The 23,027-nt window shown below is 61.6% G+C and carries 26 protein-coding genes; 11 read left to right on the top strand and 15 right to left on the bottom strand.

Annotated elements, in window-relative coordinates:
• Nucleotides 1–9 precede the first annotated feature (9 nt).
• Nucleotides 10–642: a hypothetical protein gene (locus BUA38_RS27345; protein WP_072822849.1), complete on the bottom strand. Its 633-nt coding sequence runs from the start codon at nucleotides 640–642 to the stop codon at nucleotides 10–12.
• 424 nt (nucleotides 643–1,066) lie between these two features.
• Between BUA38_RS27345 and BUA38_RS27340 the strand changes: the two genes are divergently transcribed.
• On the top strand, nucleotides 1,067–1,690 hold the full coding sequence (locus BUA38_RS27340; protein ID WP_072822847.1) for a transglutaminase-like cysteine peptidase: 624 nt from the start codon (nucleotides 1,067–1,069) through the stop codon (nucleotides 1,688–1,690).
• A 291-nt stretch (nucleotides 1,691–1,981) separates the two neighbouring features.
• Here BUA38_RS27340 and BUA38_RS27335 read toward each other — a convergent pair whose 3' ends face one another.
• Entirely contained in the window at nucleotides 1,982–2,896 is a 915-nt protein-coding gene (locus BUA38_RS27335; protein WP_072826480.1) for a LysR family transcriptional regulator, read from the bottom strand.
• 178 nt (nucleotides 2,897–3,074) lie between these two features.
• Here BUA38_RS27335 and BUA38_RS27330 point away from each other — a divergent pair, with 178 nt between their 5' ends.
• The 5 genes from BUA38_RS27330 to BUA38_RS27310 all read left to right on the top strand — a co-directional run bounded on the left by BUA38_RS27330 (nucleotide 3,075) and on the right by BUA38_RS27310 (nucleotide 7,319).
• On the top strand, nucleotides 3,075–3,764 hold the full coding sequence (locus BUA38_RS27330) for an SDR family NAD(P)-dependent oxidoreductase (RefSeq protein ID WP_072822845.1): 690 nt from the start codon (nucleotides 3,075–3,077) through the stop codon (nucleotides 3,762–3,764).
• A 23-nt stretch (nucleotides 3,765–3,787) separates the two neighbouring features.
• Nucleotides 3,788–4,621, top strand: coding sequence for an aldo/keto reductase (locus BUA38_RS27325; RefSeq protein ID WP_072822843.1), 834 nt, complete (start codon nucleotides 3,788–3,790; stop codon nucleotides 4,619–4,621).
• A gap of 31 nt (nucleotides 4,622–4,652) precedes the next feature.
• Nucleotides 4,653–5,519, top strand: coding sequence for an NmrA family NAD(P)-binding protein (locus BUA38_RS27320; protein ID WP_072822841.1), 867 nt, complete (start codon nucleotides 4,653–4,655; stop codon nucleotides 5,517–5,519).
• Nucleotides 5,520–5,632: 113 nt separating this feature from the next.
• Complete coding sequence (locus BUA38_RS27315; RefSeq protein WP_172806098.1) at nucleotides 5,633–6,133, top strand: SRPBCC family protein; 501 nt, start codon at nucleotides 5,633–5,635, stop codon at nucleotides 6,131–6,133.
• Between the two features lie 295 nt (nucleotides 6,134–6,428).
• On the top strand, nucleotides 6,429–7,319 hold the full coding sequence (locus BUA38_RS27310; RefSeq protein ID WP_072822837.1) for a dienelactone hydrolase family protein: 891 nt from the start codon (nucleotides 6,429–6,431) through the stop codon (nucleotides 7,317–7,319).
• Nucleotides 7,320–7,403: 84 nt separating this feature from the next.
• On the opposite strand, the gene BUA38_RS37680 is transcribed toward BUA38_RS27310, so the two are convergent.
• The gene (locus BUA38_RS37680; protein WP_072822835.1) at nucleotides 7,404–7,931 is read right to left on the bottom strand and encodes a hypothetical protein; all 528 of its coding nucleotides are present in this window, start codon (nucleotides 7,929–7,931) and stop codon (nucleotides 7,404–7,406) included.
• 272 nt (nucleotides 7,932–8,203) lie between these two features.
• Here BUA38_RS37680 and BUA38_RS27300 point away from each other — a divergent pair, with 272 nt between their 5' ends.
• Nucleotides 8,204–8,452, top strand: a complete 249-nt coding sequence (locus BUA38_RS27300) for a hypothetical protein (RefSeq protein ID WP_072822834.1) — start codon at nucleotides 8,204–8,206, stop codon at nucleotides 8,450–8,452.
• 31 nt (nucleotides 8,453–8,483) lie between these two features.
• On the opposite strand, the gene BUA38_RS27295 is transcribed toward BUA38_RS27300, so the two are convergent.
• Entirely contained in the window at nucleotides 8,484–9,014 is a 531-nt protein-coding gene (locus BUA38_RS27295) for a gamma carbonic anhydrase family protein (RefSeq protein WP_072822832.1), read from the bottom strand.
• Nucleotides 9,015–9,203: 189 nt separating this feature from the next.
• Entirely contained in the window at nucleotides 9,204–9,533 is a 330-nt protein-coding gene (locus BUA38_RS27290; protein WP_072822830.1) for a DUF6949 family protein, read from the bottom strand.
• A gap of 229 nt (nucleotides 9,534–9,762) precedes the next feature.
• Here BUA38_RS27290 and BUA38_RS27285 point away from each other — a divergent pair, with 229 nt between their 5' ends.
• Nucleotides 9,763–10,476 carry a hypothetical protein gene (locus BUA38_RS27285; protein ID WP_072822828.1) on the top strand — a complete coding sequence of 238 codons (714 nt, stop codon included), beginning with the start codon at nucleotides 9,763–9,765 and terminating at the stop codon, nucleotides 10,474–10,476.
• A gap of 185 nt (nucleotides 10,477–10,661) precedes the next feature.
• Here the strand turns inward: BUA38_RS27285 and BUA38_RS27280 are convergent, their stop codons facing one another.
• Nucleotides 10,662–10,880, bottom strand: a complete 219-nt coding sequence (locus tag BUA38_RS27280; protein WP_072826479.1) for a DUF3126 family protein — start codon at nucleotides 10,878–10,880, stop codon at nucleotides 10,662–10,664.
• A 157-nt stretch (nucleotides 10,881–11,037) separates the two neighbouring features.
• On the bottom strand, nucleotides 11,038–11,868 hold the full coding sequence (gene cysE / locus BUA38_RS27275; RefSeq protein WP_072822826.1) for a serine O-acetyltransferase: 831 nt from the start codon (nucleotides 11,866–11,868) through the stop codon (nucleotides 11,038–11,040).
• A 393-nt stretch (nucleotides 11,869–12,261) separates the two neighbouring features.
• Between cysE and BUA38_RS27270 the strand changes: the two genes are divergently transcribed.
• On the top strand, nucleotides 12,262–13,635 hold the full coding sequence (locus BUA38_RS27270) for a hypothetical protein (RefSeq protein WP_072822824.1): 1,374 nt from the start codon (nucleotides 12,262–12,264) through the stop codon (nucleotides 13,633–13,635).
• Here BUA38_RS27270 and BUA38_RS27265 read toward each other — a convergent pair.
• Nucleotides 13,621–14,373 (bottom strand): alpha/beta fold hydrolase, encoded by a 753-nt coding sequence (locus tag BUA38_RS27265; RefSeq protein WP_072822822.1) that lies wholly within the window; start codon nucleotides 14,371–14,373, stop codon nucleotides 13,621–13,623. The two genes, BUA38_RS27270 and BUA38_RS27265, sit on opposite strands and share 15 nt — an antisense overlap.
• Nucleotides 14,374–14,406: 33 nt before the next feature.
• Nucleotides 14,407–15,552: a hypothetical protein gene (locus BUA38_RS27260; protein WP_072822820.1), complete on the bottom strand. Its 1,146-nt coding sequence runs from the start codon at nucleotides 15,550–15,552 to the stop codon at nucleotides 14,407–14,409.
• Nucleotides 15,553–15,817: 265 nt separating this feature from the next.
• On the opposite strand from BUA38_RS27260, the gene BUA38_RS27255 reads away from it, so the two are divergent.
• The gene (locus BUA38_RS27255) at nucleotides 15,818–16,063 is read left to right on the top strand and encodes a zinc-finger domain-containing protein (protein WP_072822818.1); all 246 of its coding nucleotides are present in this window, start codon (nucleotides 15,818–15,820) and stop codon (nucleotides 16,061–16,063) included.
• 14 nt (nucleotides 16,064–16,077) lie between these two features.
• Nucleotides 16,078–17,271, top strand: a complete 1,194-nt coding sequence (locus BUA38_RS27250) for an FAD-dependent monooxygenase (RefSeq protein ID WP_072822816.1) — start codon at nucleotides 16,078–16,080, stop codon at nucleotides 17,269–17,271.
• A 24-nt stretch (nucleotides 17,272–17,295) separates the two neighbouring features.
• Here the strand turns inward: BUA38_RS27250 and BUA38_RS27245 are convergent, their stop codons facing one another.
• The 6 genes from BUA38_RS27245 to BUA38_RS27220 form a co-directional block, all read right to left on the bottom strand.
• A complete protein-coding gene (locus BUA38_RS27245) occupies nucleotides 17,296–17,733 on the bottom strand; it encodes a twin-arginine translocation pathway signal (protein WP_072822814.1) in 438 nt (145 codons plus the stop codon).
• Between the two features lie 208 nt (nucleotides 17,734–17,941).
• Entirely contained in the window at nucleotides 17,942–18,805 is an 864-nt protein-coding gene (locus BUA38_RS27240; protein WP_072822812.1) for an aromatic ring-hydroxylating oxygenase subunit alpha, read from the bottom strand.
• A 21-nt stretch (nucleotides 18,806–18,826) separates the two neighbouring features.
• The gene (locus BUA38_RS27235) at nucleotides 18,827–20,212 is read right to left on the bottom strand and encodes an amidohydrolase family protein (RefSeq protein WP_072822810.1); all 1,386 of its coding nucleotides are present in this window, start codon (nucleotides 20,210–20,212) and stop codon (nucleotides 18,827–18,829) included.
• A complete protein-coding gene (locus BUA38_RS27230; protein ID WP_244553063.1) occupies nucleotides 20,209–21,837 on the bottom strand; it encodes a GMC family oxidoreductase in 1,629 nt (542 codons plus the stop codon). Before BUA38_RS27230 ends, BUA38_RS27235 begins: the two co-directional genes overlap by 4 nt.
• A complete protein-coding gene (locus BUA38_RS27225; RefSeq protein ID WP_072822808.1) occupies nucleotides 21,824–22,432 on the bottom strand; it encodes a thiamine pyrophosphate-dependent enzyme in 609 nt (202 codons plus the stop codon). The genes BUA38_RS27230 and BUA38_RS27225 overlap by 14 nt, the downstream gene beginning before the upstream one ends.
• Nucleotides 22,429–22,929 (bottom strand): thiamine pyrophosphate-binding protein, encoded by a 501-nt coding sequence (locus BUA38_RS27220; RefSeq protein WP_072822807.1) that lies wholly within the window; start codon nucleotides 22,927–22,929, stop codon nucleotides 22,429–22,431. Before BUA38_RS27220 ends, BUA38_RS27225 begins: the two co-directional genes overlap by 4 nt.
• Nucleotides 22,930–23,027: the final 98 nt, after the last annotated feature.

Raw genomic sequence — 23,027 nt, 5'->3', positions numbered from 1 at the left:
CAGAGCCCCTCATTCCCCACGCGAAGCCGGCTTCGACAGATACTCCATCGACTGCGCCTCGCCCTTGAGCGGCGTCACCTTGTCGGGATCGATCCTGATCATCAGGTAATCGATGTGGTCGTCGATCTTCGTGAACCAGTGGCCGGTGCCGGCCGGAATCACCACGACATCGCCGGCCTTGATCTCGTAGGCCACGCCGTCCTTGACGTCCGATCCGTTGTTACCCGGCCCGTTGAACTCCCGCACTGTGCGCATCGTCGAAGGCCGCCGTTGCCGGTTGACGATATCAGGACCGAGCACCAGCGTCGCCGCGCCAGAGATCACGTGGTAGACCTCGCTGATCTGGTCGTGCTCGGCGACTGAATCGGGCGCCGGCTTCTCCAGCCGGCCGCGACGGACCATGCCGATGCCGATCCGGGCCTTGCCGATGTCGATGTCCCTCACCTGCTGATCGATCAGCTTCTCGGCGATGGCCTTTTGCGTATAGCGTTCGAGTTCGGCCGCCGGGATATAGGTCCCCGGACACATGGCGCAGGTCGGCTGCGGATCGGTCGGGTTGATGCGGACGGCGTCCTCCGCCGCAGCAGCGGCGCCGATGGCCAGGCACAAGACGGCCGCAAGGCCCCAAAGCACGCTTTTCATTGTTTCCTCCCTTCGCCCGTTTTCTTGGCCGGCATGGATGCACGGCCGGAGCGACCTTGCCAAGATTTTCGACCGCTCGCGGACAGCGTTACCGGCGCGTAAAGTCGAACCGCCCGCAAATTTTCGCTTTCTTAACCCTCACCCGCCGGCGACTGGCACAGGACGGCGGGCAAGGCTGGCCGCGCTCGCGGTTAATGCCGGCTGCATTTGCGCCGATAAGCCAGCATTTCCACACCGCCGGCGGTTAATCGATAAAATTTGAATCAATTGCAGTTGTTTAAAATTTTCGTCGAATTCGATTCAAGTACAGATCGAATTCTCTGAAGTATTGATGAGTATTCGCTTCAATTGTACTTGGCGTACTTAGCCGCAGCGCAAAGCCTTTGTGCGAAACGTGGTCCCAACAAAAAAAGCGGGGGCCATGATGTTCGGATTCAGGGAGAAGAAAGGGCTGGCGGTTGCCGCCATCCTGTTTGGATTTTGCGCATCGGCGAACGCGGCCGATGAGCGGACACTTTATGCGAGCCTTGGCGACACCACGCGTGCGCCGATCGGCTGGGTGGAGTTCTGCGGCGAGTATCCGGCCGAATGCAAAGGCGGCCCGTCGCAGCCGCGCGACATCGTGATGACGCAGGCGGCTTGGCGCGACCTGATCAAGGTCAATCGCTGGGTCAACGAGACCATCAAGCCGATGACCGACATGGATCATTGGGGCGTGATCGAGAAATGGTCGCTGCCGACCGACGGCTACGGCGACTGCGAAGACTACGTGCTGCTGAAGCGGAAGATGCTGATCGACGCGGGATGGCCGCGTGAGGCGCTTCTGATCACGGTGGTGCGCGACAAGATGGGCGAAGGTCATGCGGTTTTGACCGTCAAGTCCGACAAGGGCGAGTTCGTTCTGGACAACCAGAATGAGAACGTCGTGGCCTGGACCGAGACCGGCTACCGCTTCGTCAAGCGCCAATCGCAGGGCGACCCGAACGTTTGGGTTTCTCTGGGTGATCCCAAGCCGGCGGCTTTGACTGCCAGTGCCCGGGATCGCTGATCTCAAGGATTTAGGAGTTACGCGACCCGGTCATATCCCCACCCCTCCCCGTCCCAGACCGGATCGCGCGCGGCCAGCCTTCCCCCAAGGGCTGGCCGCACTTTTTTGTCCAAGTGTGATCTAGATCATAATTGGCCCTACGCCGATTGGGGGATAACGCCCACTACCGGATGGCGTAAGCCAATTTAATATCCGGGGCTGGCAAGGCCGTGGGCGATCATATTCCGCCGACGGCCTTGTTCATTTTTGGGCCCCCTCGCCAGCCGGAGCGCGAACTTTCGAAAGCGAGTATTAGACCGATGTTGAGTTCACAAGCAGGTCGCTTGTGAACTCAATGAAAGTCCGCACCTTTGCGGCCCTGAGCTGCCGTGAAGGATAGAGTGCGTAGAGTGGAAACACTTCACCCGGCCAGTCCGGAAAAAGCTCGATCAATTTACCTTCCGCCAGCAGATGGCCTGAACCGAGGGCCATAATCTGGGCGATGCCAACCCCAGCTTCACACGCGCCAAGCATTGCACCGACGTCCGATACCATCAGCCGTGCCGACGGTTTGACGGGTAGAATTTTGCGACCTTGACGAAACTCCCAATCGAATGGACGTGCATTCGCCGCATCGTAAAAGTCTATGCATCGCAGCTTCTCGACTTCGGACGGGTGCTTCGGTCGGCCGTAGCGTGCAACAAACTCTGGTGATGCTACCGTCAGAATGCGCGTTTCAATCAGTTTGCGCGCGATAAGGGAGCCACCTGGCGGATCGCCGAAGCGCAGCGCCAAGTCGAAGCCGTCGGCGACCAGATCGCCGACGTGATCCCGCATGATTAGTTCGAGCCGAACTTCGGGATGTCGATCGAGAAACCTGGAAATCTGTGCAGCCAGCACCACGCGCAAAAAAAATGGATCGACATTGACCCGAAGCCGCCCGCGCACGATGCCTGCTGCACCGGAGGCTATGATGGCGGCCTGCTCAATCCCATCAAGATGCGGTCCGACTTCCTCGTAAAAGCGTCTTCCTTCGTCTGTGAGAGTCATGGTGCGTGTCGTGCGCTCAAGAAGCCGCACGCCGACCCGCGTTTCCAGCCGCCCGATCGCCCGACCAACGCCAGATGACGTGAGACCCAGCGCCTCGGCCGCGCGGGCCATCGAACCAGCCTCGACGACGGCCATCAGGACCGTGACACCGGAAAGAAGGCGAGCGTCATAGGGCATATCAATTACTGACTCCAAATCCGAAGTGTGCGGACATTTCGGCGCTACAATCAAGGCAAAAGCGGTGACATGTTCTCTGCGACGGCGGGCGATCGGATCGATCCCGCCGGTAACGCAAAGGGAAAGCGAGGCCGTGCGCATGTGCATCGCCGGCGTCCGCCCCTGATCGGAGCAACGCATGACCACGAAGTCGACAGTTCTGATTTTAGGCGCCTCGCGAGGGCTCGGTCTGGCGATGGCAGCGGAATGGCTCAAGCTCGACGCCAAGGTCATTGCCACGCAACGCAGTGCGTCGCGGGATCTGAGCGAACTGAAGGGCCGTTATCCGGCTAGCCTCGAAATCGAAACGGTCGACATTATGGAGGCTGCGTCCGTGCATGCCTTGCGCGAACGCCTCGGAGGGCACCGCATCGACGTGCTCTTCGTCAATGCCGGCATTTGCAAGGCTCACCAGGAGACGCCGTCCGCGGTCAACGAGCGCGACTTCGTCGACATGATGCTGACCAATGCGCTCGGGCCGATGCGCGCGGTTGAGCTCTTGGAAAATCTCGTGCCCGCAAACGGCGCGATCGCGGTCATGACCTCTGAACTCGGCAGTATCGCCGGAAACAGAGGCTCCTGGGAGCTCTACAGTTCCAGCAAGGCCGCCCTCAACATGCTGATGAAATGCTTCTCGGCGCGCCATGCTGGCGATCCTCGCGCGCTCTTGCTGGTCGCGCCAGGCTGGGTCCGCACCGAGATGGGGACCTCGGCCGCAACGCTCTCGATCGAAGAAAGCATCCCGCTGGTCGTGGAAACCGTCGAGCGCAGTCGCGGCCGGGCCGGCCTGCGCTTCATCGACCGCAACGGTCGAACCTTGCCCTGGTGACTCAAAAGCAAACGGAGAAATTCATGAACACGATCACCACTCGCGGCGTCAGCATCCCGCGCCTTGGCTTTGGCACGTTTCGCATGCCGGGCGGTGGCTGCCAGCCTGTCGTCGAAAGCGCGCTCGCGCTCGGCTATCGCCATCTCGATACGGCCGCCATGTACGAAAACGAGGATGCTGTCGGCGCTGCGATCGTCGCCTCGAATGTCGCACGCCGCGAGCTCTTCATCACCACCAAGGTCTGGCACGACCAACTGAGGACGAAAGATTCGATTCGCCGCGCTTTCGACACCAGCATCGGCAAGCTGAAGCTCGACTACGTCGATCTCTACATGATCCACTGGCCTTCCAAGGACATGGACATGGCGATCGTCATGGAGACGCTGGCAGCGCTCCGTGATGAAGGGCGCGCGCGTGCAATCGGCGTGTGCAACTTCAACCTGCCAATGTTGCGGCTGGCGGTTGACGAGATACATGCGCCGGTCGCCTCCGTGCAGGTCGAATACCATCCGTTTCTCGATCAGTCAGCAATGCTCGCCTACCTGCGCGAGCGCGAAATCCCTCTGACGGCTTATGCGCCTTTGGCTCAAGGTCGGGCTGCGGAGGACGAGACGCTCAAGCGGATCGGCGCCAAGCACGATCTCTCGGCCGCCCAAGTCGCGATTGCCTGGCTGCTCGACCAAGACGGCGTGATCGCGATTCCGAAGGCGCAACGGCCCAAGAGCCAGCAGTCGAATCTCGACGCGCTGAACGTCCGTCTCGATGACGAAGATCTGGCCGCGATCGCCGGCCTGCCGAAGGACCAGCGCTACGTCACGCCGCCCTTCGCGCCCGACTGGAACGCGCTGACGCTTTAACTCGAACGCACTCAATTTTCAGGAGGCACACATGTACGCAGTAACCGGGATCACCGGAAAGGTGGGCGGCACGGTCGCCCAGACACTCCTCGCCGCGGGCAAGAAGGTCCGCGCCGTGGTGCGCGACAAGGCAAAAGGTAGGCCCTGGGCCTATAAAGGCTGTGAGGTCGCTATCGCGAGCATCGGTGATGCCGACGCATTAACGGCCGCTTTCGCGGGCGCTGACGGCGTCTTCCTCATGACGCCGCCGGATTACGATCCGGAGCCTGGCTTTCCGCAGACGCAGGCCAACGCCATGGCGATCGAGAAAGCGATCGTGGCGGCGCGGCCGGACAAGGTCGTTTTCCTGTCGACGGTCGGCGCGCAAGTCGCCGAACCCAATCTCCTCAACAACTCGAAGATGACCGAGGAAGCATTGCGCAAATTGCCGGTGCCGGTCGCGTTCCTGCGCGCCGGCTGGTTCATGGAAAACGCGTCCTGGGATGTTGAGGCTGCGCGAAACGGCGTGGTGCCAAGCTTTCTGCAACCGCTTGACCACGTCATTCCGATGGTGGCGACGGCGGACATCGGCCGCACAGCCGCGGCGCTCCTTCAAGAGTACTGGAACGGCGTTCGGATCGTCGAGCTCGAGGGGCCGCGTCGTTACTCGGCCGCCGATATCGGACGTGCCCTCGCCGCCGCTCTCGGCCGCGAGGTCCGCGTGGAGCCCGTTCCGCGCGAGACCTGGGAACAGCTTTTCCGCTCGCAGGGTATGAAGAACCCCCTGCCCCGCATCCGCATGGTCGATGGTTTTAACGAAGGCTGGATCGACTTTGAGCGTGCCGGCGAACACCGCAAGGGCGCCGTTACCCTCGATACCGTCATCGCCGGCCTGATCCGCAATGGAGACGCAGCATGACCAGCACCACTCGCAATTTTCGGCAAGCGCTTGGAATGGCAGCTATCGCCGCTATCGCTCTGGCTGGATCGATGGCCTCTGCGGGCGCCGCCAATCACCAAAGGAGTAGCATCATGACGATGGAGCAGGACCTCGCCGACCGCGAGAAGGACATTCATTGGCCGGAGGGATTCAATCCGTCGCAGGCTGATTTGTTCTCGCACAACGCCCTACTGATCAACGCTTCATGCGAACGCATCTGGGGACACATCGTCGACGCGACGAAGTGGCCGCAGTGGTATCCGAACTCAAAGGACGTGCGCATAGATGGCGGCGACGTGCTCAAAGAGGGCAACGTATTCCATTGGTCGACGTTTGGGCTTCCGCTCGAGAGCAAGATCAACGAATTCGTGCCCTATAGGCGCATCGGCTGGTACGGCTATGCGCCGGGAACGGCGCCAAGTTTCTACCATACCTGGTATCTCAAGCCGCAGGGCGACGCCTGCCTTGTCGTCACCGATGAGGTCGGCAAGGGTAAGGACGCTGCGCACCTTCGCGAGACGGACGAAAGCCTCATGCATCGCGGCCATGATCTTTGGCTTGCGACCTTGAAATGGATGTCGGAAGCAAAGTGAACCGCCGCTTGCCGCCGGTCACGGCTCCGGCGACCTCCGGTGGATTCTCCGTGCGCGCCTACGTCGTTTTCACCCGTATCCCACGCGGGACTGGATAATCGACCACTCGACATCGGCCGGTTCATGGCGGCGGGGCGTCATCAAGGGGCTCCGTCGGGGCAGAGTCCCCGGTGGATCACATGCGGCCCGATCCGGGAGTTTATGAGTTTACCGCCTAGTGACTTGCCTCGGGCTTGGAATATCGGCTGGATATCGGGGTCTAGCCTCCTGTCCACCCGTTTCCTGAGGAATCCGCATGAACGTTCACACCCAGCTGACGTCCGACGTCGTCGGACTGACCAAGGCAGCCCCGTTCTCTCGCCGGGGCTTTATGACCGCATCCGCCGCCGTCACGGCGGGCTATACGCTTGCCGCCGGCCCTGTCCGGGCCGACGTGATCATGACTTCCACCGACGGCCTCGATGTCGGCGACATCAAGATCAAGGTCGCCGACGGCGAGATGCCCGGCTATTTCGCGCGGCCCAAGGGCGTCGCCAATCCGCCGGTCATTCTGGTTGCGATGGAGATCTTCGGCCTGCACGAATACATCAAGGACGTCGTGCGTCGTCTCGCCAAGCTCGGCGCACTCGCTGTCGCCCCCGATTATTATTTCCGCAAAGGGGTCGATCTCACCAAGATCACCGACATTCCGCAGCTCCTGCCGATCGTTAACTCCAAGCCCGACGCCGAGCTGCTGTCCGATCTCGACAGCACGGTCGCCTGGGCCAAGGCCCAAGGCGGCAACACCGATCGGCTTGGCATCATCGGCTTTTGCCGCGGCGGCCGCACCGTGTGGGAATATGCGGCGCATTCGAGCGCGCTGAAGGCCGGCGCTTCCTTCTACGGGCCTCCGGTCGATCCGCCAAACGTCCCCGGCTGGCCCAAGAGCCCGACCCAACTCGCACCCGACATGAAGGCGCCCGTGATCGGACTTTACGGCGAGGCCGACACCGGCATTCCGGTGGCGACCGTCGAAGCGCTGAAGGACGCACTTGCGAAGGCGAACAAGCCCGCCGAGTTCAAGATCTATCCGGCCGCCCCGCACGGCTTCCACGCCGACTACCGCCCGAGCTATCGCAAGGAAGCGGCGGACGACGCCTGGAACCAGATGCAGGCCTGGTTCAAGAAGTACAAGGTCCTCGGCTGATCTGATCACGTCACAAAAAAGGCGCGCGGCCCTTCGGTCCGCGCGCTTTTCTATTTTCGTAGACTACTCTAAGCGGTCGCGGGATCAGCCGCAGACCTGGACTGGCCGGATACGCCATCCATACGACGTATGGACGCGCTGCTGCACGATATAGCAGTTGCCATTGTCGTAATAGGAATCGTCATAGGCATAATCCGGATAGTCCCAGTAGCCGTCATAGTAGGCGCCTCCGACAAAGAAGCGCCGGCCGTGATGGAAGCCATGGCCAAACCGGCCATGTCCGAAATTGCCACTAGCAAAGCGATTGCCGGAAACGGCGGCCGCGTTGAAGTTGCCGGTCGTTGGCGCGCGCGCGAAGCTGCTGCTGAAGTTTCCGCCGCTTACGCTCCGTGCGCCAAAGTTGGCGCCGCCGAAGTTGCCGCCGCGCGCGGCAAAGCCGCCGCCACCGAAGCCGCCACTAAATCCGCCGGCATGGCCGCCGCCGAATCCACCACCACCGCCGCCGTGGCCACCTCCGCCACCGCCTCCGCCGCCACGCGCCAAAGCCATGTTCGGCGTCAGCGCCATCACTGAAGCTGCCGCGCACAGCGCGATCATTGATTTCCGCAACATGTTATCCTCCGTACGGTGAGAGCCCAACCTTGGAGAGAAGACTCCTTCACCAAGGTCCCCGTTCCCGTCATGTAGGGAGGCTGCGACGAAATGCTTCGTATGCAAGCTCAATTCTACGCGACCCGAGCGCGAGCGCGTTCAGATTGCGTTCAGACAACTAAAGGCGATTTTAGGAAAGCGATCGAAACGAGAAGGCCTCGCTCGTTAGCAGGTGCAGCAGTGTCACTTTGGGAGTAGCGTTTAGCGCATCACTGGTCGCGGATCTAGAAAGCATGCGCAAATTGATCGCCTTTGACGACGACAGCTTCGACAAGCTCAAGCAGCTGGCGCGCGACCGGATGGCGACCTTTCAGGAACTCGCCGACGAAGCCTTCGCCGATCTGTTGAGGAAGCACGGCATTCCGATCGATCTGAAGGATGCGCTGCGCAAAAGCGTGCGGCTCGCGGCTGACACCGCCGAAAAGGGCGGCGGCCGCAAAACTTCCCTAAAGGACAGGACTTCGCGAAAAGCAAAACCGTGATCGCGACCCGCTCACGCGGTTCGCCAACACATCAGCCGATCTTCTTGAGGCCGGCTTTGAAGCGCGGCCCGTTGCGCTGGTATGACTTCGCAGCCCGCCCCATTGCCGTGGCTTGCTCGGGCGTCAGCGTGCGGATCACGCGCGCCGGCGAGCCGATGATGAGGGAGTTTTCAGGAAATTGTTTGCCCTCGGTGATGACAGAACCGGCGCCGACGACGCTGCCGCGGCCAATTCTGGCGCCATTCATCACGATCGAGCCCATGCCGACCAGCGCGCCGTCTTCCAGGACACAGCCGTGCAGGACGACGTTGTGGCCGACGGTGCAATCCTTGCCGATGATCAACGGGAAGCCGGGGTCGGTGTGGCAGGTCGAGTTGTCCTGGACGTTGGAACCCTCGCCGATCTCGATCCACTCATTGTCGCCGCGCAATACCGCGCCGAACCAGACGCTCGCACTCTCCAGCAGGCGCACCTTGCCGATTACGGTGGCGGTGTCGGCGATGAAATAGTTGCCGCTTTTGGGAAGGTCGGGCCCCTGCCCGTCGAGCTCGTAGATCGCCATAGAATAAGTCTCCTTTGCAGGAGACTCTGGCACAGCCATCAAAGCCTTTTCAAGCGAAGCATGCCCTCGGACTTGCCGCCTTCGCTAAAGCTTCGGCGGCCGAGTGAGCTAGTGGTCCGGCGAAGCCTTGGCGGAGACGGGATCCGTGGGTGGGGCCGGTTCGTGTTGCGAAACGCGTCAAACAGAAGTTCAGACCAGTAGTCCGACGGCGCGCAGCGTCATGACAAAAAAGGTGCCGGACATCAGGCTCCAGAAGCCCGCCAGAACGGTCGCCATCATCACGAATTCGAAACGGCGGCTTTCGACCTGAACACCGCGCAGCGTGTTGCGCATGATGATGAAGGGTGCGGCGAAAACCAGAAACGGCACCGCCGCAAAGGTACTCGGCGCGACGCCCTCCTGAAGAAGGCCGAAGCCGGCGGGACGATGCACGATCGCTTGAAATCCACTGGTCAGCGCGCCCGCGAGCGCGAAACCGATGCAAAGCGAAAACAGGGAATTCAACGCTTCCGGCGACATATTCGGCTCACCCACGCAACCAACGAAATTACGGCCCCTGCTTCGCAAACTTGGCGCGGGACCGCCACAACATCCTTAAGGAAAGGTTAACAAGCAACCTTTCGGAGCCGCGGCTGGGACATGGCTTGCACCGCCAAGCGTTGCCGCAAAACCATACGGAAGCACGGCGGCGCGTGGCATATTTGACGTTGATTCGTTACCCACTCGGCTGTTCCCGCTTCATCGGCTCATGACCTTCATCTCCTCCGCCCAAAACTTCACGCGCTATGCGCGCAAGGACTGGCGCAGCCATCTGCTTCCGATCCTGCTGATCGGCGCCATTGCCGCGGCAGCGCTTTCGTTTGTCACTTATTTGCTGTGGCCGACCTGGGAGGTCGATGCCGCCAAGGGCCCGGCGCGGCTGCCCGTCAGTGTCGGTTCGACGCTGTTCAACGTGCCCTCCGGTTCGATCCGGATGAAGATACAGCACCACACCGGACCGCAGGAGCGCATCGACCTCAGCTTCGCCTACCCGTCGCTCGAGGCTCCGGAGGCGCAGAAGCACGTCAGTGCGGCCGAAGTGGAAGATGCAGCCGTGCAGCCGATCGACCGGATATTCCTGTCGATCGCGGCGCATCATGATGCACTGGCGCCTGACATGCGCACCCGCACGATCTACCCGCGTTATCTCGATTCCGCGGCGACGACAGGGGAAGATGGTCTGGCCATGCGCACCTTCCGCGAAGGCTCACCTTACGGCGGGGAGGATCTGTTCTCCGCTACCGCCCCTGACTTCAGCGCCCGTTGCTCGCGCGAGGCGGCCACGCCTGGCATGTGCTTGAGCGAACGCCGGATCGAGGGCGCCGACCTGACGTTTCGCTTTCCACGCAGCTGGCTTGCGCATTGGCGCGAGGTTGCGGACGCAATGGATCGCCTGACCCTGCAATTGCACGGTCAGAAATAAGGATCGCGAAGCGGAGAGCTGTCAGTGGAGTGGATTTGACATTCGCTACCCATCAAGCCGCGGGTTCGTCAAGCGAATGTCAAATCCAAAACTCCACTACAAACTTATATTTGCTAGTCGTCCTTTGATTCTAACATTCGCAAAGGTGCCCGCTGAGAAGGGATGCGAATGTTAGAATCGGACGACTAGCCCTGCTCGACCAGATCGTCTTCCAGAATCGCCATCTGGAACTGGAACGAGCGATCGTCGTCCTCGTCATCGACGAACAGCACGCCGATGAATTCCTCGCCGATATAGACCTCGGCGGAATCGTCCTTCTTGGGACGCGGAACCACGCGGATTTTGGGGTTGCCGAATACACGCTTGAGGTAGGCGTCGAGTTTCCTGACTTCCTGAACGTCCACGGCAGTCTCCGAATGCAAAGGTATCTCAGGGAATTTTAGGCTGATACGGCTGTCGCCGCCAGCGCTGCGAGAAGGTATTTTGCAGGGGCCTTATAGCGGCGCATCGCGCCAACTGCAAAACTGCAAATGCGCGAAATCCACCATTACCGCCCTAAAATCAGAGCCCGATCGCGTTGATCATCTGATCCATGGTGCGCGAGGGCTCGGCGCAGCCCGCTTCGCCCACGATTTTGGCAGGCACGCCTGCCACTGTCACATTGTGCGGTACCGCTTTGACGACTACGGAGCCGGCAGCGATCCGGGCACAGTGGCCAACCTCGATATTGCCGAGAATTTTCGCGCCCGCCCCGATCAATACGCCGTGGCGGATCTTGGGATGGCGGTCCTCGTTCTCCTTGCCGGTGCCGCCGAGCGTGACACCGTGCAGGATCGAGACATCGTCCTCGATAACGGCGGTTTCGCCGCAGACGAAGCCGGTGGCGTGATCGAGGAAAATACCGCGTCCGATGACTGCCGCCGGATTGATGTCGGTCTGGAATACCGACGACGAACGGCTTTGCAGGTAATAGGCGAAATCCTTGCGGCCGCGCTTGAACAGCCAGTGCGCCAGACGATGGGTCTGTATCGCGTGGAAGCCCTTAAAATAGAGCAAGGGATCGATGAAGCGCGAGGTCGCGGGATCGCGGTCGTAGACCGCGACGAGGTCGGCGCGGAAGGCGTTGCCAAGATCAGGTTCATCGCGCAACGCCTCGTCAAAGGCCTGGCGGATCAGGTCGCCGGAAAGCGCGGAGTGGTCGAGACGCTCGGCGATCCGGTGCACCACCGACTGTTCCAGCCGGTCGTGATGCAACACGGTCGAGTAGATGAAGGAGGCGAGTTCCGGCTCCCGGCGGACGATATCCTCCGCCTCGGACCGCACGCGATCCCAGATTGGATCGAGCGCCGCCAGCTTGCTGCTGCCTTGCGGATTGATCTGATGCTTCACCATAACACCGCCCCGTAAATCGCTCTGTAGCCAAGATAATCGGGCAATCAACCCGCTTATTATAGCACGGCCCTCTCCGCCCTGTCCCGCTGCCCTCACACCAAGGTGAACGCAGATCAGCTCGGACGGCACCCCCGTGCCGGAATGTCTGGTTTGACCTACTTGGTTGGCCATTGTCATAAATCAAGCCGACTATTGGTGGATTTCCGTTCCCCACCCCAGCTGGTGTGGCGACTTTGACGTTCCTTTCAGTTTCGCCGCGATCGGAACGTCAAAGTCAAAGCCACACTAGAATCATATATTTGCTAGTGACCCTTTGGTTCTGACATTCGTAAAAGTGCCCGGCTCGCGACAAGATACGAATGTCGGAACCGGGACACCGGGCATGGTCGTTCAATGGCAGACACCACAAATTCGCTTTCCGCGGGCAACTCGAACCCGCTCGTGGTCTGGCTGATTGCTGCCGCCATTCCCCTGATGCTGCTCGCCCCGGCGCTCTGGAACAGCTACCCGCTGCTGCAGTCGGACACCGGCGGTTATCTGGCGCGCTGGTACGAAGGCTATCTGGTCCCGAGCCGATCGACCGCCTTCGGGCTTTATTTGCACTACGGGGAGCCGAGCTCTTTCTGGCTCAACCTCGCCATTCAGGCGCTGGCGACGATGTGGATCTTGCAGCTGACGCTGCGGGTCTTCGGGCTGGCGCGGCCATGGCGGCTGTTTGGCCTGTGTCTCTTCCTGACGCTGACGACGGCGTTGCCCTGGCTCGCCAGCATGCTGCTGACCGACATCTTTGCCGGCCTGTCGGTGCTGTCGCTGTTTCTTCTCGTGCTCTTTGGCGAGAAAATCTCGGCGGGCGAAAAGGCCGCGCTGTTCATCTTCACCGCCTTTGCCGGAGCAACCCACAGCGCGACGATGGCCGTTCTGCTCGGGCTGTGTTGCGTGGGATGGATTGCGCGGCCGTTCCTGCACGGGCGGATCAAGGCCGCCTCGCTGGCGCAGGGAACGCTGACCATCGCGGCCGGCGCGATCATGCTGCTTTCCACCAACTACGCCTTGTCCGGACACATCGCCTGGACGCCGGGTGGCTATTCCATCGCGTTTGCGCGCATGCTTCAGGACGGAATCGTCACCCGTTACCTGAACGACCACTGTCCCACGCAGCAATTCAAGCTCTGTCCCTATCGCAACGAGTTGCCGGAAACCGCCGACGATTTTCTCTGGAGCCGGGAAACCGTGTTCAACAAGCTCGGCCGCTTCAAAGGCATGAGCGACGAGATGGGCTATATCGCCGTCCACGCCCTGAGCGAATATCCGCTATGGCAGGCCAAAGAAGCGCTGCTCAACAGCGGCGAACAGATGCTCAAGGTCGCCACCGGCGAAAACACCGACCACCCGTCGCTGATGCACACCTACGGCATCTTCCGGGAGTATGTGCGGCAACAATTGAATCAGGTGGACGCGGCACGCCAGCAAACAAGCTTCCTCACCTTCGGTCCGGTCAACCTGATTCACGTCCCTGTGGCGCTGATCTCGACAGCGCTGGTTTTCATGACCCTGGCAGGCGCAATCGTTCGGCGTCGGATGGACGATGTAACGCTGTTGATCGCGACCGTGTGCCTGGCAATGCTCGGCAATGCCGTGATCTGCGGCGTCATCTCAGGGCCGCACGATCGCTACGGCTCGCGCCTCGTCTGGATCACGACCCTTGCAGCGACGATTGCCTGGATGAAGCGCCCGCGGCGCGAACCCGAGCACTCAGGGACGGCGTGACAGAAAATCCAGCACACCTTCCTTATAGACCTTGTCGCCGACCGCGCGCATGTGATCGCGGCGGGGAATGTCGAGCACTTCCGAACCCGGGATAATTTCGCCGAGCGCGTGCGCGGAGCCCGCGATTTCGTCCGCAGTACCAACCGCGATCAACACCGGCACGGCGATTTCAGCGGCTTCTTCTTTTGCCATCAACCGGCGCGAGCCGCGCAGGCAGGCCGCGAGCGCCTTGCGGTCGGACCGGGTCTGGTCGGCGAAGGCGCGGAACGTCCGCCCGACGGAATCGGTGACCTCGTCGAGCGAATCCGCCTCCAGCGCTTTTGCAACATTTTCGCCGGGACCGCCGCCCTCGATCAGGCCGATTCCGATGCCGCCGAGAATCGCCGAACGAAAAAGATGCGGCTGGCTTCGCGCCAGCATCGCCGTCATCCGCGAGCCCAGCGAGTATCCCATGACGTCGGCGCGATCGAGTTTGAGGTGATCCATCAGCGCGGCGATATCGCTCGCCATGATGGCGATCTCATATTCGGCGGCATCGTAGAGCTTGGAGGACTCGCCATGGCCGCGATTGTCGAAAGCAATCACCCGACGGCCGCTCTTCTTCAGGTCCGATACCCAGGTCGGATACACCCAGTTCACGTTCTTGCTGGAGGCAAAACCATGCACGAGGATGATCGGATCGCCCTCGCCTTCATCGAGATAGGCAATTTCAACATCGCCGTGGTGAAAGCTCGGCATCGGTCATTCCGTGATTGGAGAATGGGTTGAAAACTAACCGGCCGTAGCGGCAGTGGCCACCACCGGATCGGCAAGACCGGCCAGCTGCTGGCGCAGCCGCCGGCGTTTGCCGCGATCGATCCACGATTGCGTCATCCGCTCGGTCGTGGCCTTGATCGAGATCAGGAAAGAGACGAGCGCGAAGATCGCGCCGAACACCCAAATCGACAGGTCGAACGCACCGGCCGCCAACAGAAGCGCGCCGCGACCGAGCAGTTTGAGGATGGCGCGCGTCTTGCTGCCGCTTGCTTCGGCGAGCCGCGCAGCGCGGGCCACGTCTTCTGGACCTTCGGCGATCTTCAGCGTATCCAGCGCGCCGCGCGCGCCGGCTTTTTCGCCGACGCGGCCGACGTCCTTGGCAAGCCGCACCAGCGCTCCCGCCTTCTCTGCACGGAAGGCGGCGGTGATCGCACTGACCGTCCGGGTCGGACGCGTTACGGAAGCCGTCGAGACGGCCTCTTGCAGCATCGAGGTGTCGACCACCTCGCGCGCCGAGCGGCCGGCCCATTCGGTGAGCCCCTCACCCAACCGCCCGACCTTGCGCGCGTCCTTGACCAGCGTCAGCCCGGCCCGCACCGGCGCAACGCCGCCCACGGTCACATAGGTCGCAGCCGTCACGGCGAGGCCCGCGGTCGCAAGGCCCAGCACCAGGCGATCGGTGTCCTCACCCATAACCAGATGCTTGCTTTCACGAACGACGTCGCGAACATCGCCGAAGACAAAGAGATCGCCGGCCACGGTGCCGGAGAGACTTGCGGCGTCGTCGGCATTTCCCGTTACAAGGCCGGTGGCAAAACGCTTGGCAATGTGCGAGGCCGTGCTTTCTTCTATGACCGCGTCGCCGACCCGCTGCGTGAGATCATCCGGCAGCGGAATGTCCTTGGATTTGGCAAGTTCGACAAAGCTCGAGGCAAGGCCGGTGTCGTGCGCTGCGAGCGCGGATTCGATCTGCTCGGTCAGAATCTTTATGCTTTTATTATTTCGCAGCGCAGAATTCACCTGAAGGTCGGATAATTCGGCCGGATCGTCCTGGGCCACCAGAAGCGAGGCGGCCTCATGCGCGCGCGGCAACACCGCGGCCAGCGCAGCTCCGCTTGCCACCATCGCTGCCAATACCAAACCGGTCCGCCGCCGTTTCATCAAGAAGAACCCACTTGCCCGCGATGGAGAAAGTAATGCGCCGCTTTTACGACACAACCGCCCCGACGAAAGAAGGGCTTCTCGGGACAACAAGATTGTGTCGAATTTGTAAGAATAAACCAGTGGTCCTCTCCACCAGTCCTGTCCTGCGGAAAGTGGACTAGGAATCGACCGGTTCCATCTCTATGGTGAGGCCACTTTTGAAGTGGCGGAACGTCATGCCGGTGCCGTCTTGCTGCTGTGTTGCTAGCCTAAGGTGAATCTGATGTCCGACCATGTCGTCCCGCACTTCCATAACGACGCCGGCGTAGCCGTTATTGAGATCGGTTCGCAGGAATTCATGTGCGTCGGCGCAAATCCGCCTTTCGACCATCCCCATGTTTTTCTCGATCTCGGCAACGACAACGAGATCATCTGCCCCTATTGCTCGACGCTCTATCGATTTGCCGCTGACCTGAAGGCCGGCGAAGCTCGCCCGCCGGAATGCGTGCTGGTCGATAAGGTCGCCTGACCGGCACCAAACTAATGGCGGCTTCGCGCACGATCGTCGTTGCGGGTGCCGGTATCGGGGGACTGACCGCTTCGCTGGCGCTGGCGCGGCAAGGGTTTCGCGTCATTCTTCTGGAGAAAGCCGAGCGGCTGGAGGAAGCCGGTGCGGGCCTGCAACTATCGCCCAATGCGAGCCGCGTGCTGATCGATCTCGGCCTGCAGACGGGGCTCGCCGGCGCGGTGACGCCGGAGGCGATCTGCCTGATGAGCGCGGCAAGCGGCGGCGAAATCACCCGCCTCCCGCTCGACCAGACGGCTCAATCCGGCGCGCCCTATTGGGTGATACACCGCGCCGATCTGCAAGCCGCGCTGCGGGAGCAGGTGCAAAACTGTTCCGACATCGAGCTGCGGCTCGGCTGCCAGTTCGAGGATGTCAGCTCCCACGCCAAGGGACTGACCGTGATCCAGCGCAGCGGCGCGACACGGCGCGAGGAGCTGGCGCTGGCCTTGATCGGGGCCGACGGCATCTGGTCGGCCGTCCGCCATCATCTGCTTCCCGATCTGCAACCGCGCTTCTCCGGACTGATCGCCTGGCGCGGCACGCTCGACACGACGCAGTTGCCGCGCGAATACACCTCACGCCGCGTTCAACTCTGGATGGGTCCGGGCGCCCATCTCGTCACCTATCCGATTTCCGCAGGCCGGCGCATCAACGTGGTCGCCGTCGTTCCCGGACAATGGAACAGACCCGGCTGGAGTGAGCGGGGCGACGACAACGAGATCAAGACGGCGTTCGTCACAGCGGGGTGGCACGCCATCCCGCGGATGCTGATCGGCGCCGTCGACGGCTGGCGCAAATGGGCGCTGTTCACGGTGCCGGGCGGCGGCCAATGGAGCGAAGGCGCGGTCGCTTTGCTGGGAGACGCGGCGCATGCGATGCTGCCGTTTGCCGCGCAAGGAGCGGCCATGGCGATCGAGGACGCTGCCGTGCTCGCCAAATGCATCGCGGGGCGCCAGAACGAAGGCGCTGCGGCGCTCTCGGCGGCGCTGCACCGCTACGAGAAACTGCGTCGTCCACGCGTGACGCAGCTACAGCGCAGCGCGCGCCAGTTGGGCCGGATCTATCATCTTTCAGGTCCCCTCGCCTTGGCGCGCGACCTCGTCATCAAGACGATGGGGCCAAAGCGGATGCTGTCGCGACAGGACTGGATCTACAACTGGCAGGCGTGAAGCAGCGATCCTGGCTGCCTCCCTTCAGTAGACCGCGCTGCCCGATCGCTTCAGCGGACGGCCGGACACGTCAGCCACGGGAGGCGGCGGCGTTGGGCTAGCGGCTTTGCCCGGGGTTTCGCGGCACTTGTTGAGCACCCACGCCTCTTCGGCGTTTTTCGCCTGGCCGCGCACCGCAAGGTATTCGTTGCGGTAGGCGACCTCCGCAACCACCGGCCCCGCAAAGCCGTCTTGCGCCTTGCTCATCAGGCCCTGCAACTCAGCCTGACGGGCCGATAGCGCCTTGCGCTCGGTCTCGAGCTGCTTGCAGTCGTAAAGCTGGTACTTCGCGGGATCGGCAAATGCCGAGGTCATGCCCTCGCCCATGCTGGCGCAGCCGGAAAGCAATATAGCGCTGGCAAACAGAGCCACGCCCGCAAGTGCGCGGGCCGCTACTTGGAAGCGGGCAGACGAAACGAGCATATGAGCCTGTTAGTCCCTCAACGTTGAGGTTGCGTAAAGCAGGTGCTGGTGTCCGGAATGAGGCTTTGCCTTGTCGGGCCTGCGCTGAAAGATTTTTGGCCGCAGCCCAATGGGACCGAGCCCATTCGCCAACCTCAGACATCAATCCAAGTATTTGATTTTATAACAATATGTAGCGTGCGCCTTCCGGACGCGCATTGGCTTTTACCTACTTTGTGACCGTGCCGAAGCGGAGGCCTTTTTCCTTGATCCAGCGGCGGTAGACGATCGACGAACTGTCGGCCCGGGTCGGGGTTTCCGAGCGGGGCTCCAGGGGCAGCAGCAAGGGCCGCTGATTTTCGAGAATAATCCGGTCCTGCAAGAAAATGACCTGCTCGAAATTCAGAAGCGAACTGTGATCCGAGACCGCGTCAACGAGGTACATCACCGGCTGGGCGCGGCAGAGATCCTCTTCCAGGGGCTGGATGAACAGTGCAATGGCGTCGAGCCGGTCTGGCGCTGTAGGGCAGACGCGATACAGCATCACGACAAAGGGCGACGGCACCCGGTAGGTTAGATGCACGAAGGCGCCTTCGGTCTCGGTCGCCGCAATTCGCGGCTGGAAAAAACTGCAATTGCTCGCCCAGACCTCATCGACATCCCGGCGCAACTCGCTTGAATATTGCGGGACTTCGGCATGCTCTTCCGAGCCCAGAATATCTTTGTGCACGAAGGGAAAATGCGCCATGTCGAGAAAGTTCTCGACCACCCGAAGGCCCGACGCACGCATCTTCACCCAACCGCAGGGCACAAAACGGCGATCAGGTTCGCTCGCCTCCGGAATATCGAAAATTTCCCGTGGCGGCTCGCCGAGCGTGGTCCAGACGCAACCGTAGCGTTCGCGAAACGGCAATGCGGGCCCGCGCTGGCCGTCTTCCTTTATTTCCGCGATGACCGGCGGGCCGCTGTTATCGCGGAACAGCTCGATATCCTGCCCGAGCAACCGCGTGCGGACGATCGCGCTGCCGAGATCGGCGCTGGTCTCGACCGCGTACCACTGATCCAGCGCTGCTTTATCGGTCGTCTTGGTCATCGGTTTCGCATCCGGATTCGATCAGTCGCTCTTCTGGGTCCATTGCACCGTGCCCCCGGTATTTTTGGCAAGGAACTCCGCACGGCGCGCAAAATGCCCGGGCGCGAGATCGCGAATGCGCCCAATGATCGCGCCGAGGTCGGCCGTTTTCAGAGCGCCCTCCTCGACCACAATCCTGCCGTCTACCATCGTCATGGCGACGTCACCGCCGCGCACGGCATGCACGAGATTGTGCTGGAGGTTGAAATAAGGCCCGCTGCCGAACAGCGGCGTCATCCGGGGCGTGTCGGTGCGTACGGCGATGATATCGGCGCGCTTGCCGGCCTCGATCGAGCCGATCTCGTGGTCGAGGCCGATGGCCTTGGCGCCGGTGATCGTGGCCATCCGCAACACTTGCCAGCTGTCGAGCGCGGCCGCATCGAGGTCCTTCAGCTTGCCCAGCAGTGAGGCGACCTTCATTTCCTCGAACATGTCGAAGTTGTTGTTTTCCTTCTCGCCATCGGTACCGATGCCAACGGCAACGCCTGCCGCAAGCATCTCCGACACGCGGGCGATACCGCTCGCAAGCTTCATGTTGCTGACGGGATTGTGCGCTACCGAGACGCGTCTCGTCGAAATCAATTCGATTTCGCTCGCATCAAGCCAGACGCCATGCGCGATCATCGTTCGCGGCGTCTCGAAGAAACCGAGATCGTCGAGCGCAAACATCGGCCGCTTGCGGTAGCGGGCGGCAAATTCGGCAAGCTCGATTTCCGCCTCGCTGCAATGCGTATGAAAACCGGTGTTATGTTTTTTCGCCAGCTCGATGGCGCGGCGCTGCCCGGCCTCGTCGGCGTAAAACAAGTGCTCCAACCCAACCCAGACATTGATGCGGCCATCTGCCTTGCGATGCCAGGTTTCGATCAAGGCTTCGTTCATGTCGAGCGTATCGAAATAGTCATAGTCCGGATGCTCGCCGACGTAAGGGACCGCTACCAGCCGGTTGCCGATCGCTTCCGCCGCCTTGGCGCTGCCTTCCATGAAGCGCCACATGTCGACCACCGTCGTGGTGCCGCCGAGCACCGATTCGGCATAACACAGCCATGAGGCCGCCTCCGCCTCGTCTGCCTGCAATACCCGGTGCATCGGGTTGATGTGCAGCGTCAGCCAGTCCCATACCGGGAGATGTTCGGCGGTCCCTCGCAAGAATCCGGAATGGGCATGGGCGTTGATCAGGCCCGGCATCAACACGGAATTTCTAATGCGTTTGACCGGCGTCGATGGTGAGGCCGCCGAAAACTGGTCCAGCGCACCAACGTTCAGGATGCGGCCGTCTGCGATATGAACGGCGCCATCACGAATGACGCGATTTTGCGCGTCCATGGTGAGCAGAAAGTCGCCTGCGAGGATGAACTCGGCATCGGTCATGTCGTACCGTGCCCTTCTACTCTTGCTTCGCTGAGATCGCCGACCGACTTCAAGATGAAATCTGCCGCGCGCTCGCCGATGACCGTCACGGGCGCATGGGTGTTGCAACTCGGAATGATCGGGATCACGGAAGCATCCGCAATGCGCAAACCTTCGACACCACGCACCACCAGTCGCTCGTCAACCACGGCCATATCGTCGTTGCCCATTTTGGCGGTGCCGCAGGTATGAAAGAAGGTTGAGCACGCGGTGCGGATAAAATCGACCGTTTCGGCACGATTGAGCCGCCGCTCCGGCGCGGCATGCCCTGCGAACCAATTGGCAAAGGCGTTGCTGGTTCCAAGCTCCATCACGACGTCGACCGCATCGACGAGGTCGTTCAGGTCTTCCGGCTCACTGAGAAAGTTGGGTTGAATTTCGATCGGCGATGAAGGCTCAGTTCCGAGCAGGCGCAGGTAGCCTCGGCTGCGCGAACGCATCAGGCCGGTGCCAATGGCGAATACGTCACCGCCGAGATCGTAGCCGTTTGCGACTTCGGCCGTGGCGCTGCGGCCCTGAACCGGGAAAGCATGGACGTTTGCTTGCGCCAGATGAGAGCGCGTCTTCCAGTTGATCATCGATCCGCCGCCATTGTCGCTCACGGCGCCGAGAGGCCGCTTGGCCCTGAAATTGACGGCGCGAACCAACGGATGATCCTGCAAATTCTGGCCCACCCCTGGAAGTGCAGCCCTCACGCCGATGCCGAGCCGCCGGAGTTCGGCCGGAGCACCGATACCAGACAGCATCAGGAGACGTGACGTATTGATGGCGCCCAGCGCCAGGATAATTTCGACCACGGCACGTGTCTCGATTTCCTGGCCCTCGACGCGGTGGCGGACCGAGACACAGCGCCGGCCTTCGAAGCCAAGCCCGGTCACCAGCGAATTGGGAACGACCGTCAGGTTATAGCGATCCAGCACCGGCCAGAGATAACCCCGCGCGGAGCTGAAACGTTTGCCAGCGCTTATGTTGAAATTGGAAGGCGCGGCGCCTTCATTGGTCGCGCCGTTCGGATCGTCGATGACGGGAATGCCGAGTTCAGCCGCGCCCTCGATCATCGCCGCCGCAATCGGGTGCAACGCGCGGCTTCGCTCGATGCGCAGCGGGCCATGGGCGCCGCGCCATTCGCTTGCGCCGCCTTCCCAATCTTCGCACCGCTTGAAATACGGCAGCACGTCCTTGAAGGCCCAGCCCTTCGCACCCGAAGCGTCCCAGGCATCATAGTCCGCGGGGTGGCCGCGGTACCACATCATGGCGTTGATCGCGGAGGAGCCACCGAGCACCTTGCCCCTGGGAATTCCAATGGTGCGGCCGCTGACATGCGGCGTCGGCGCGTAGTCGTAGCCCCAATCATAAACGCTACGCCCGAGCGGGACCCATTTGCTGGGCTCGTCAATTTCCGCAACACCGATTCCCGGAGGTCCAGCTTCGATCAGCAGGACATCTGCGCCGGCGTCGACCAGGCGCCTCGTCACGGCCGAGCCGCCCGATCCGGCGCCCACCACGATGAAATCATAGGCAGGTTTGAGCTGGCGAAGGGGAATCGCCGCCGTCAACGTGGGTTTTGTCGGGTCAGTTGTGCTCACTAGGTCCCATGATCACGATGTTCTCGGTCGCCTCGACATGACGAACGAAAATGTATTTGTCTTCCCGGCCGTCGCTGTGCTTGCGCTTGATGTCTGGCTGCACCGTTCCCGAAACCTTGGCGACCACGACATATGGCACCTCGCTTGCGAGGCCCCTGGCGCAATGCGCATCGAATTCCTCGACGGTGTGGGCCGTAAAGGCCTGCTCGACACCGGCCCCGCGTGCGATCGCAGCGATATCCACCCGCCCCGATGCGGTGTGCGTCGGCGGTCCGCCGATCGACTGATAACATTCATTGTCCCAGACAACGACGAACAGGTTCTTCGGCTGCTCGTTACCGAGCGTGGCGAGAATACCAAGATTGAACATCATCCCGCCGTCGGTATCGAGCGATACGATGCGACGGTGCGGCAGGCCAACCGCGAGCCCGAAGGCTTCGGGCGTCACGCAGCCGAGTTGCTGCTGAAAAAGGCTGGCGCTGCGCATATGCGGAGCCGCGTTGTACCATTCGTCAACACTGGCCCCGAGCGACAGAATCACCAGCTCGTTCTTGAGACGCGCGGCGAGCGCTTTCATGCAGTCGAACCGCTTCATCGCACCACCTCACCGCCGAGCGCGATCGCCGAGTGGTAGTAGGAAGCATACGACCAGGTATAGGCATCCAGAATCGCACGCTCGATCTCGTCCTCCTCGCGCACCACGCGATAGGGAATGCGCAGCGCGTCCAGCACCGGCTCCATGGTGATGCCATGCGGAATGGCCCACCAGTTGTTTTCGCCGAGCTCGCCGCGATAGCTCATCAGCATCACGACCGGAATTCCCGCTCCCAACCCCATCCGGGCCAGCGGTTCCACGGACGCGCGCAATCCGGAGTTCTCCATCACCAGCGCGGCCTTCTTGCCCGACAGGAAAACCCCGCCACAAATCGCAGCGCCCTCGCCCTCGTTGGTGACACGGATGGTGCGGATATCCGGGTCCGCGTCGAGCGCAGGGTACAGTTCCCTAAACAGCGAATCCGGCAGGTAGCAGACGACGCTCACGCCTGCTCTCTTCAGCCCGCGAATGACGGCTTCGACCGCGCTTTTCTTCATTGTATCCTCTTTTCCGCCACCCTAACTCGCAATTCCCCGGGTGTTCCGGATAGACCATTTTTTCCGCTCAAAACGGTGCGCAAAACGCAACACCTGCC

The organism is Bradyrhizobium erythrophlei (assembly GCF_900142985.1).
Taxonomy (GTDB): Bacteria; Pseudomonadota; Alphaproteobacteria; order Rhizobiales; family Xanthobacteraceae; genus Bradyrhizobium; species Bradyrhizobium erythrophlei_B.
Note: the sequence above shows the minus strand (reverse complement) of the source record. Positions and strands in the feature narration are given on the sequence as shown.

Excerpts from the sequence above, each read along its gene's own strand:
- BUA38_RS27240 (WP_072822812.1), bottom strand. The coding sequence starts at position 18,805 with ATGACCAAGACGACCGATAAAGCAGCGCTGGATCAGTGGTACGCGGTC.
- BUA38_RS27245 (WP_072822814.1), bottom strand. The coding sequence starts at position 17,733 with ATGCTCGTTTCGTCTGCCCGCTTCCAAGTAGCGGCCCGCGCACTTGCG.
- BUA38_RS27270 (WP_072822824.1), top strand. The coding sequence starts at position 12,262 with ATGGCAGACACCACAAATTCGCTTTCCGCGGGCAACTCGAACCCGCTC.
- BUA38_RS27260 (WP_072822820.1), bottom strand. The coding sequence starts at position 15,552 with ATGAAACGGCGGCGGACCGGTTTGGTATTGGCAGCGATGGTGGCAAGC.
- BUA38_RS27310 (WP_072822837.1), top strand. The coding sequence starts at position 6,429 with ATGAACGTTCACACCCAGCTGACGTCCGACGTCGTCGGACTGACCAAG.
- BUA38_RS27265 (WP_072822822.1), bottom strand. The coding sequence starts at position 14,373 with ATGCCGAGCTTTCACCACGGCGATGTTGAAATTGCCTATCTCGATGAA.
- BUA38_RS27220 (WP_072822807.1), bottom strand. The coding sequence starts at position 22,929 with ATGAAGAAAAGCGCGGTCGAAGCCGTCATTCGCGGGCTGAAGAGAGCA.
- BUA38_RS27250 (WP_072822816.1), top strand. The coding sequence starts at position 16,078 with ATGGCGGCTTCGCGCACGATCGTCGTTGCGGGTGCCGGTATCGGGGGA.
- BUA38_RS27290 (WP_072822830.1), bottom strand. The coding sequence starts at position 9,533 with ATGTCGCCGGAAGCGTTGAATTCCCTGTTTTCGCTTTGCATCGGTTTC.
- BUA38_RS27300 (WP_072822834.1), top strand. The coding sequence starts at position 8,204 with ATGCGCAAATTGATCGCCTTTGACGACGACAGCTTCGACAAGCTCAAG.
- BUA38_RS27335 (WP_072826480.1), bottom strand. The coding sequence starts at position 2,896 with ATGCCCTATGACGCTCGCCTTCTTTCCGGTGTCACGGTCCTGATGGCC.
- BUA38_RS27325 (WP_072822843.1), top strand. The coding sequence starts at position 3,788 with ATGAACACGATCACCACTCGCGGCGTCAGCATCCCGCGCCTTGGCTTT.
- BUA38_RS27225 (WP_072822808.1), bottom strand. The coding sequence starts at position 22,432 with ATGAAGCGGTTCGACTGCATGAAAGCGCTCGCCGCGCGTCTCAAGAAC.
- cysE (WP_072822826.1), bottom strand. The coding sequence starts at position 11,868 with ATGGTGAAGCATCAGATCAATCCGCAAGGCAGCAGCAAGCTGGCGGCG.
- BUA38_RS27340 (WP_072822847.1), top strand. The coding sequence starts at position 1,067 with ATGTTCGGATTCAGGGAGAAGAAAGGGCTGGCGGTTGCCGCCATCCTG.
- BUA38_RS27285 (WP_072822828.1), top strand. The coding sequence starts at position 9,763 with ATGACCTTCATCTCCTCCGCCCAAAACTTCACGCGCTATGCGCGCAAG.
- BUA38_RS27320 (WP_072822841.1), top strand. The coding sequence starts at position 4,653 with ATGTACGCAGTAACCGGGATCACCGGAAAGGTGGGCGGCACGGTCGCC.
- BUA38_RS27255 (WP_072822818.1), top strand. The coding sequence starts at position 15,818 with ATGTCCGACCATGTCGTCCCGCACTTCCATAACGACGCCGGCGTAGCC.
- BUA38_RS37680 (WP_072822835.1), bottom strand. The coding sequence starts at position 7,931 with ATGTTGCGGAAATCAATGATCGCGCTGTGCGCGGCAGCTTCAGTGATG.
- BUA38_RS27315 (WP_172806098.1), top strand. The coding sequence starts at position 5,633 with ATGACGATGGAGCAGGACCTCGCCGACCGCGAGAAGGACATTCATTGG.
- BUA38_RS27235 (WP_072822810.1), bottom strand. The coding sequence starts at position 20,212 with ATGACCGATGCCGAGTTCATCCTCGCAGGCGACTTTCTGCTCACCATG.
- BUA38_RS27295 (WP_072822832.1), bottom strand. The coding sequence starts at position 9,014 with ATGGCGATCTACGAGCTCGACGGGCAGGGGCCCGACCTTCCCAAAAGC.
- BUA38_RS27345 (WP_072822849.1), bottom strand. The coding sequence starts at position 642 with ATGAAAAGCGTGCTTTGGGGCCTTGCGGCCGTCTTGTGCCTGGCCATC.
- BUA38_RS27330 (WP_072822845.1), top strand. The coding sequence starts at position 3,075 with ATGACCACGAAGTCGACAGTTCTGATTTTAGGCGCCTCGCGAGGGCTC.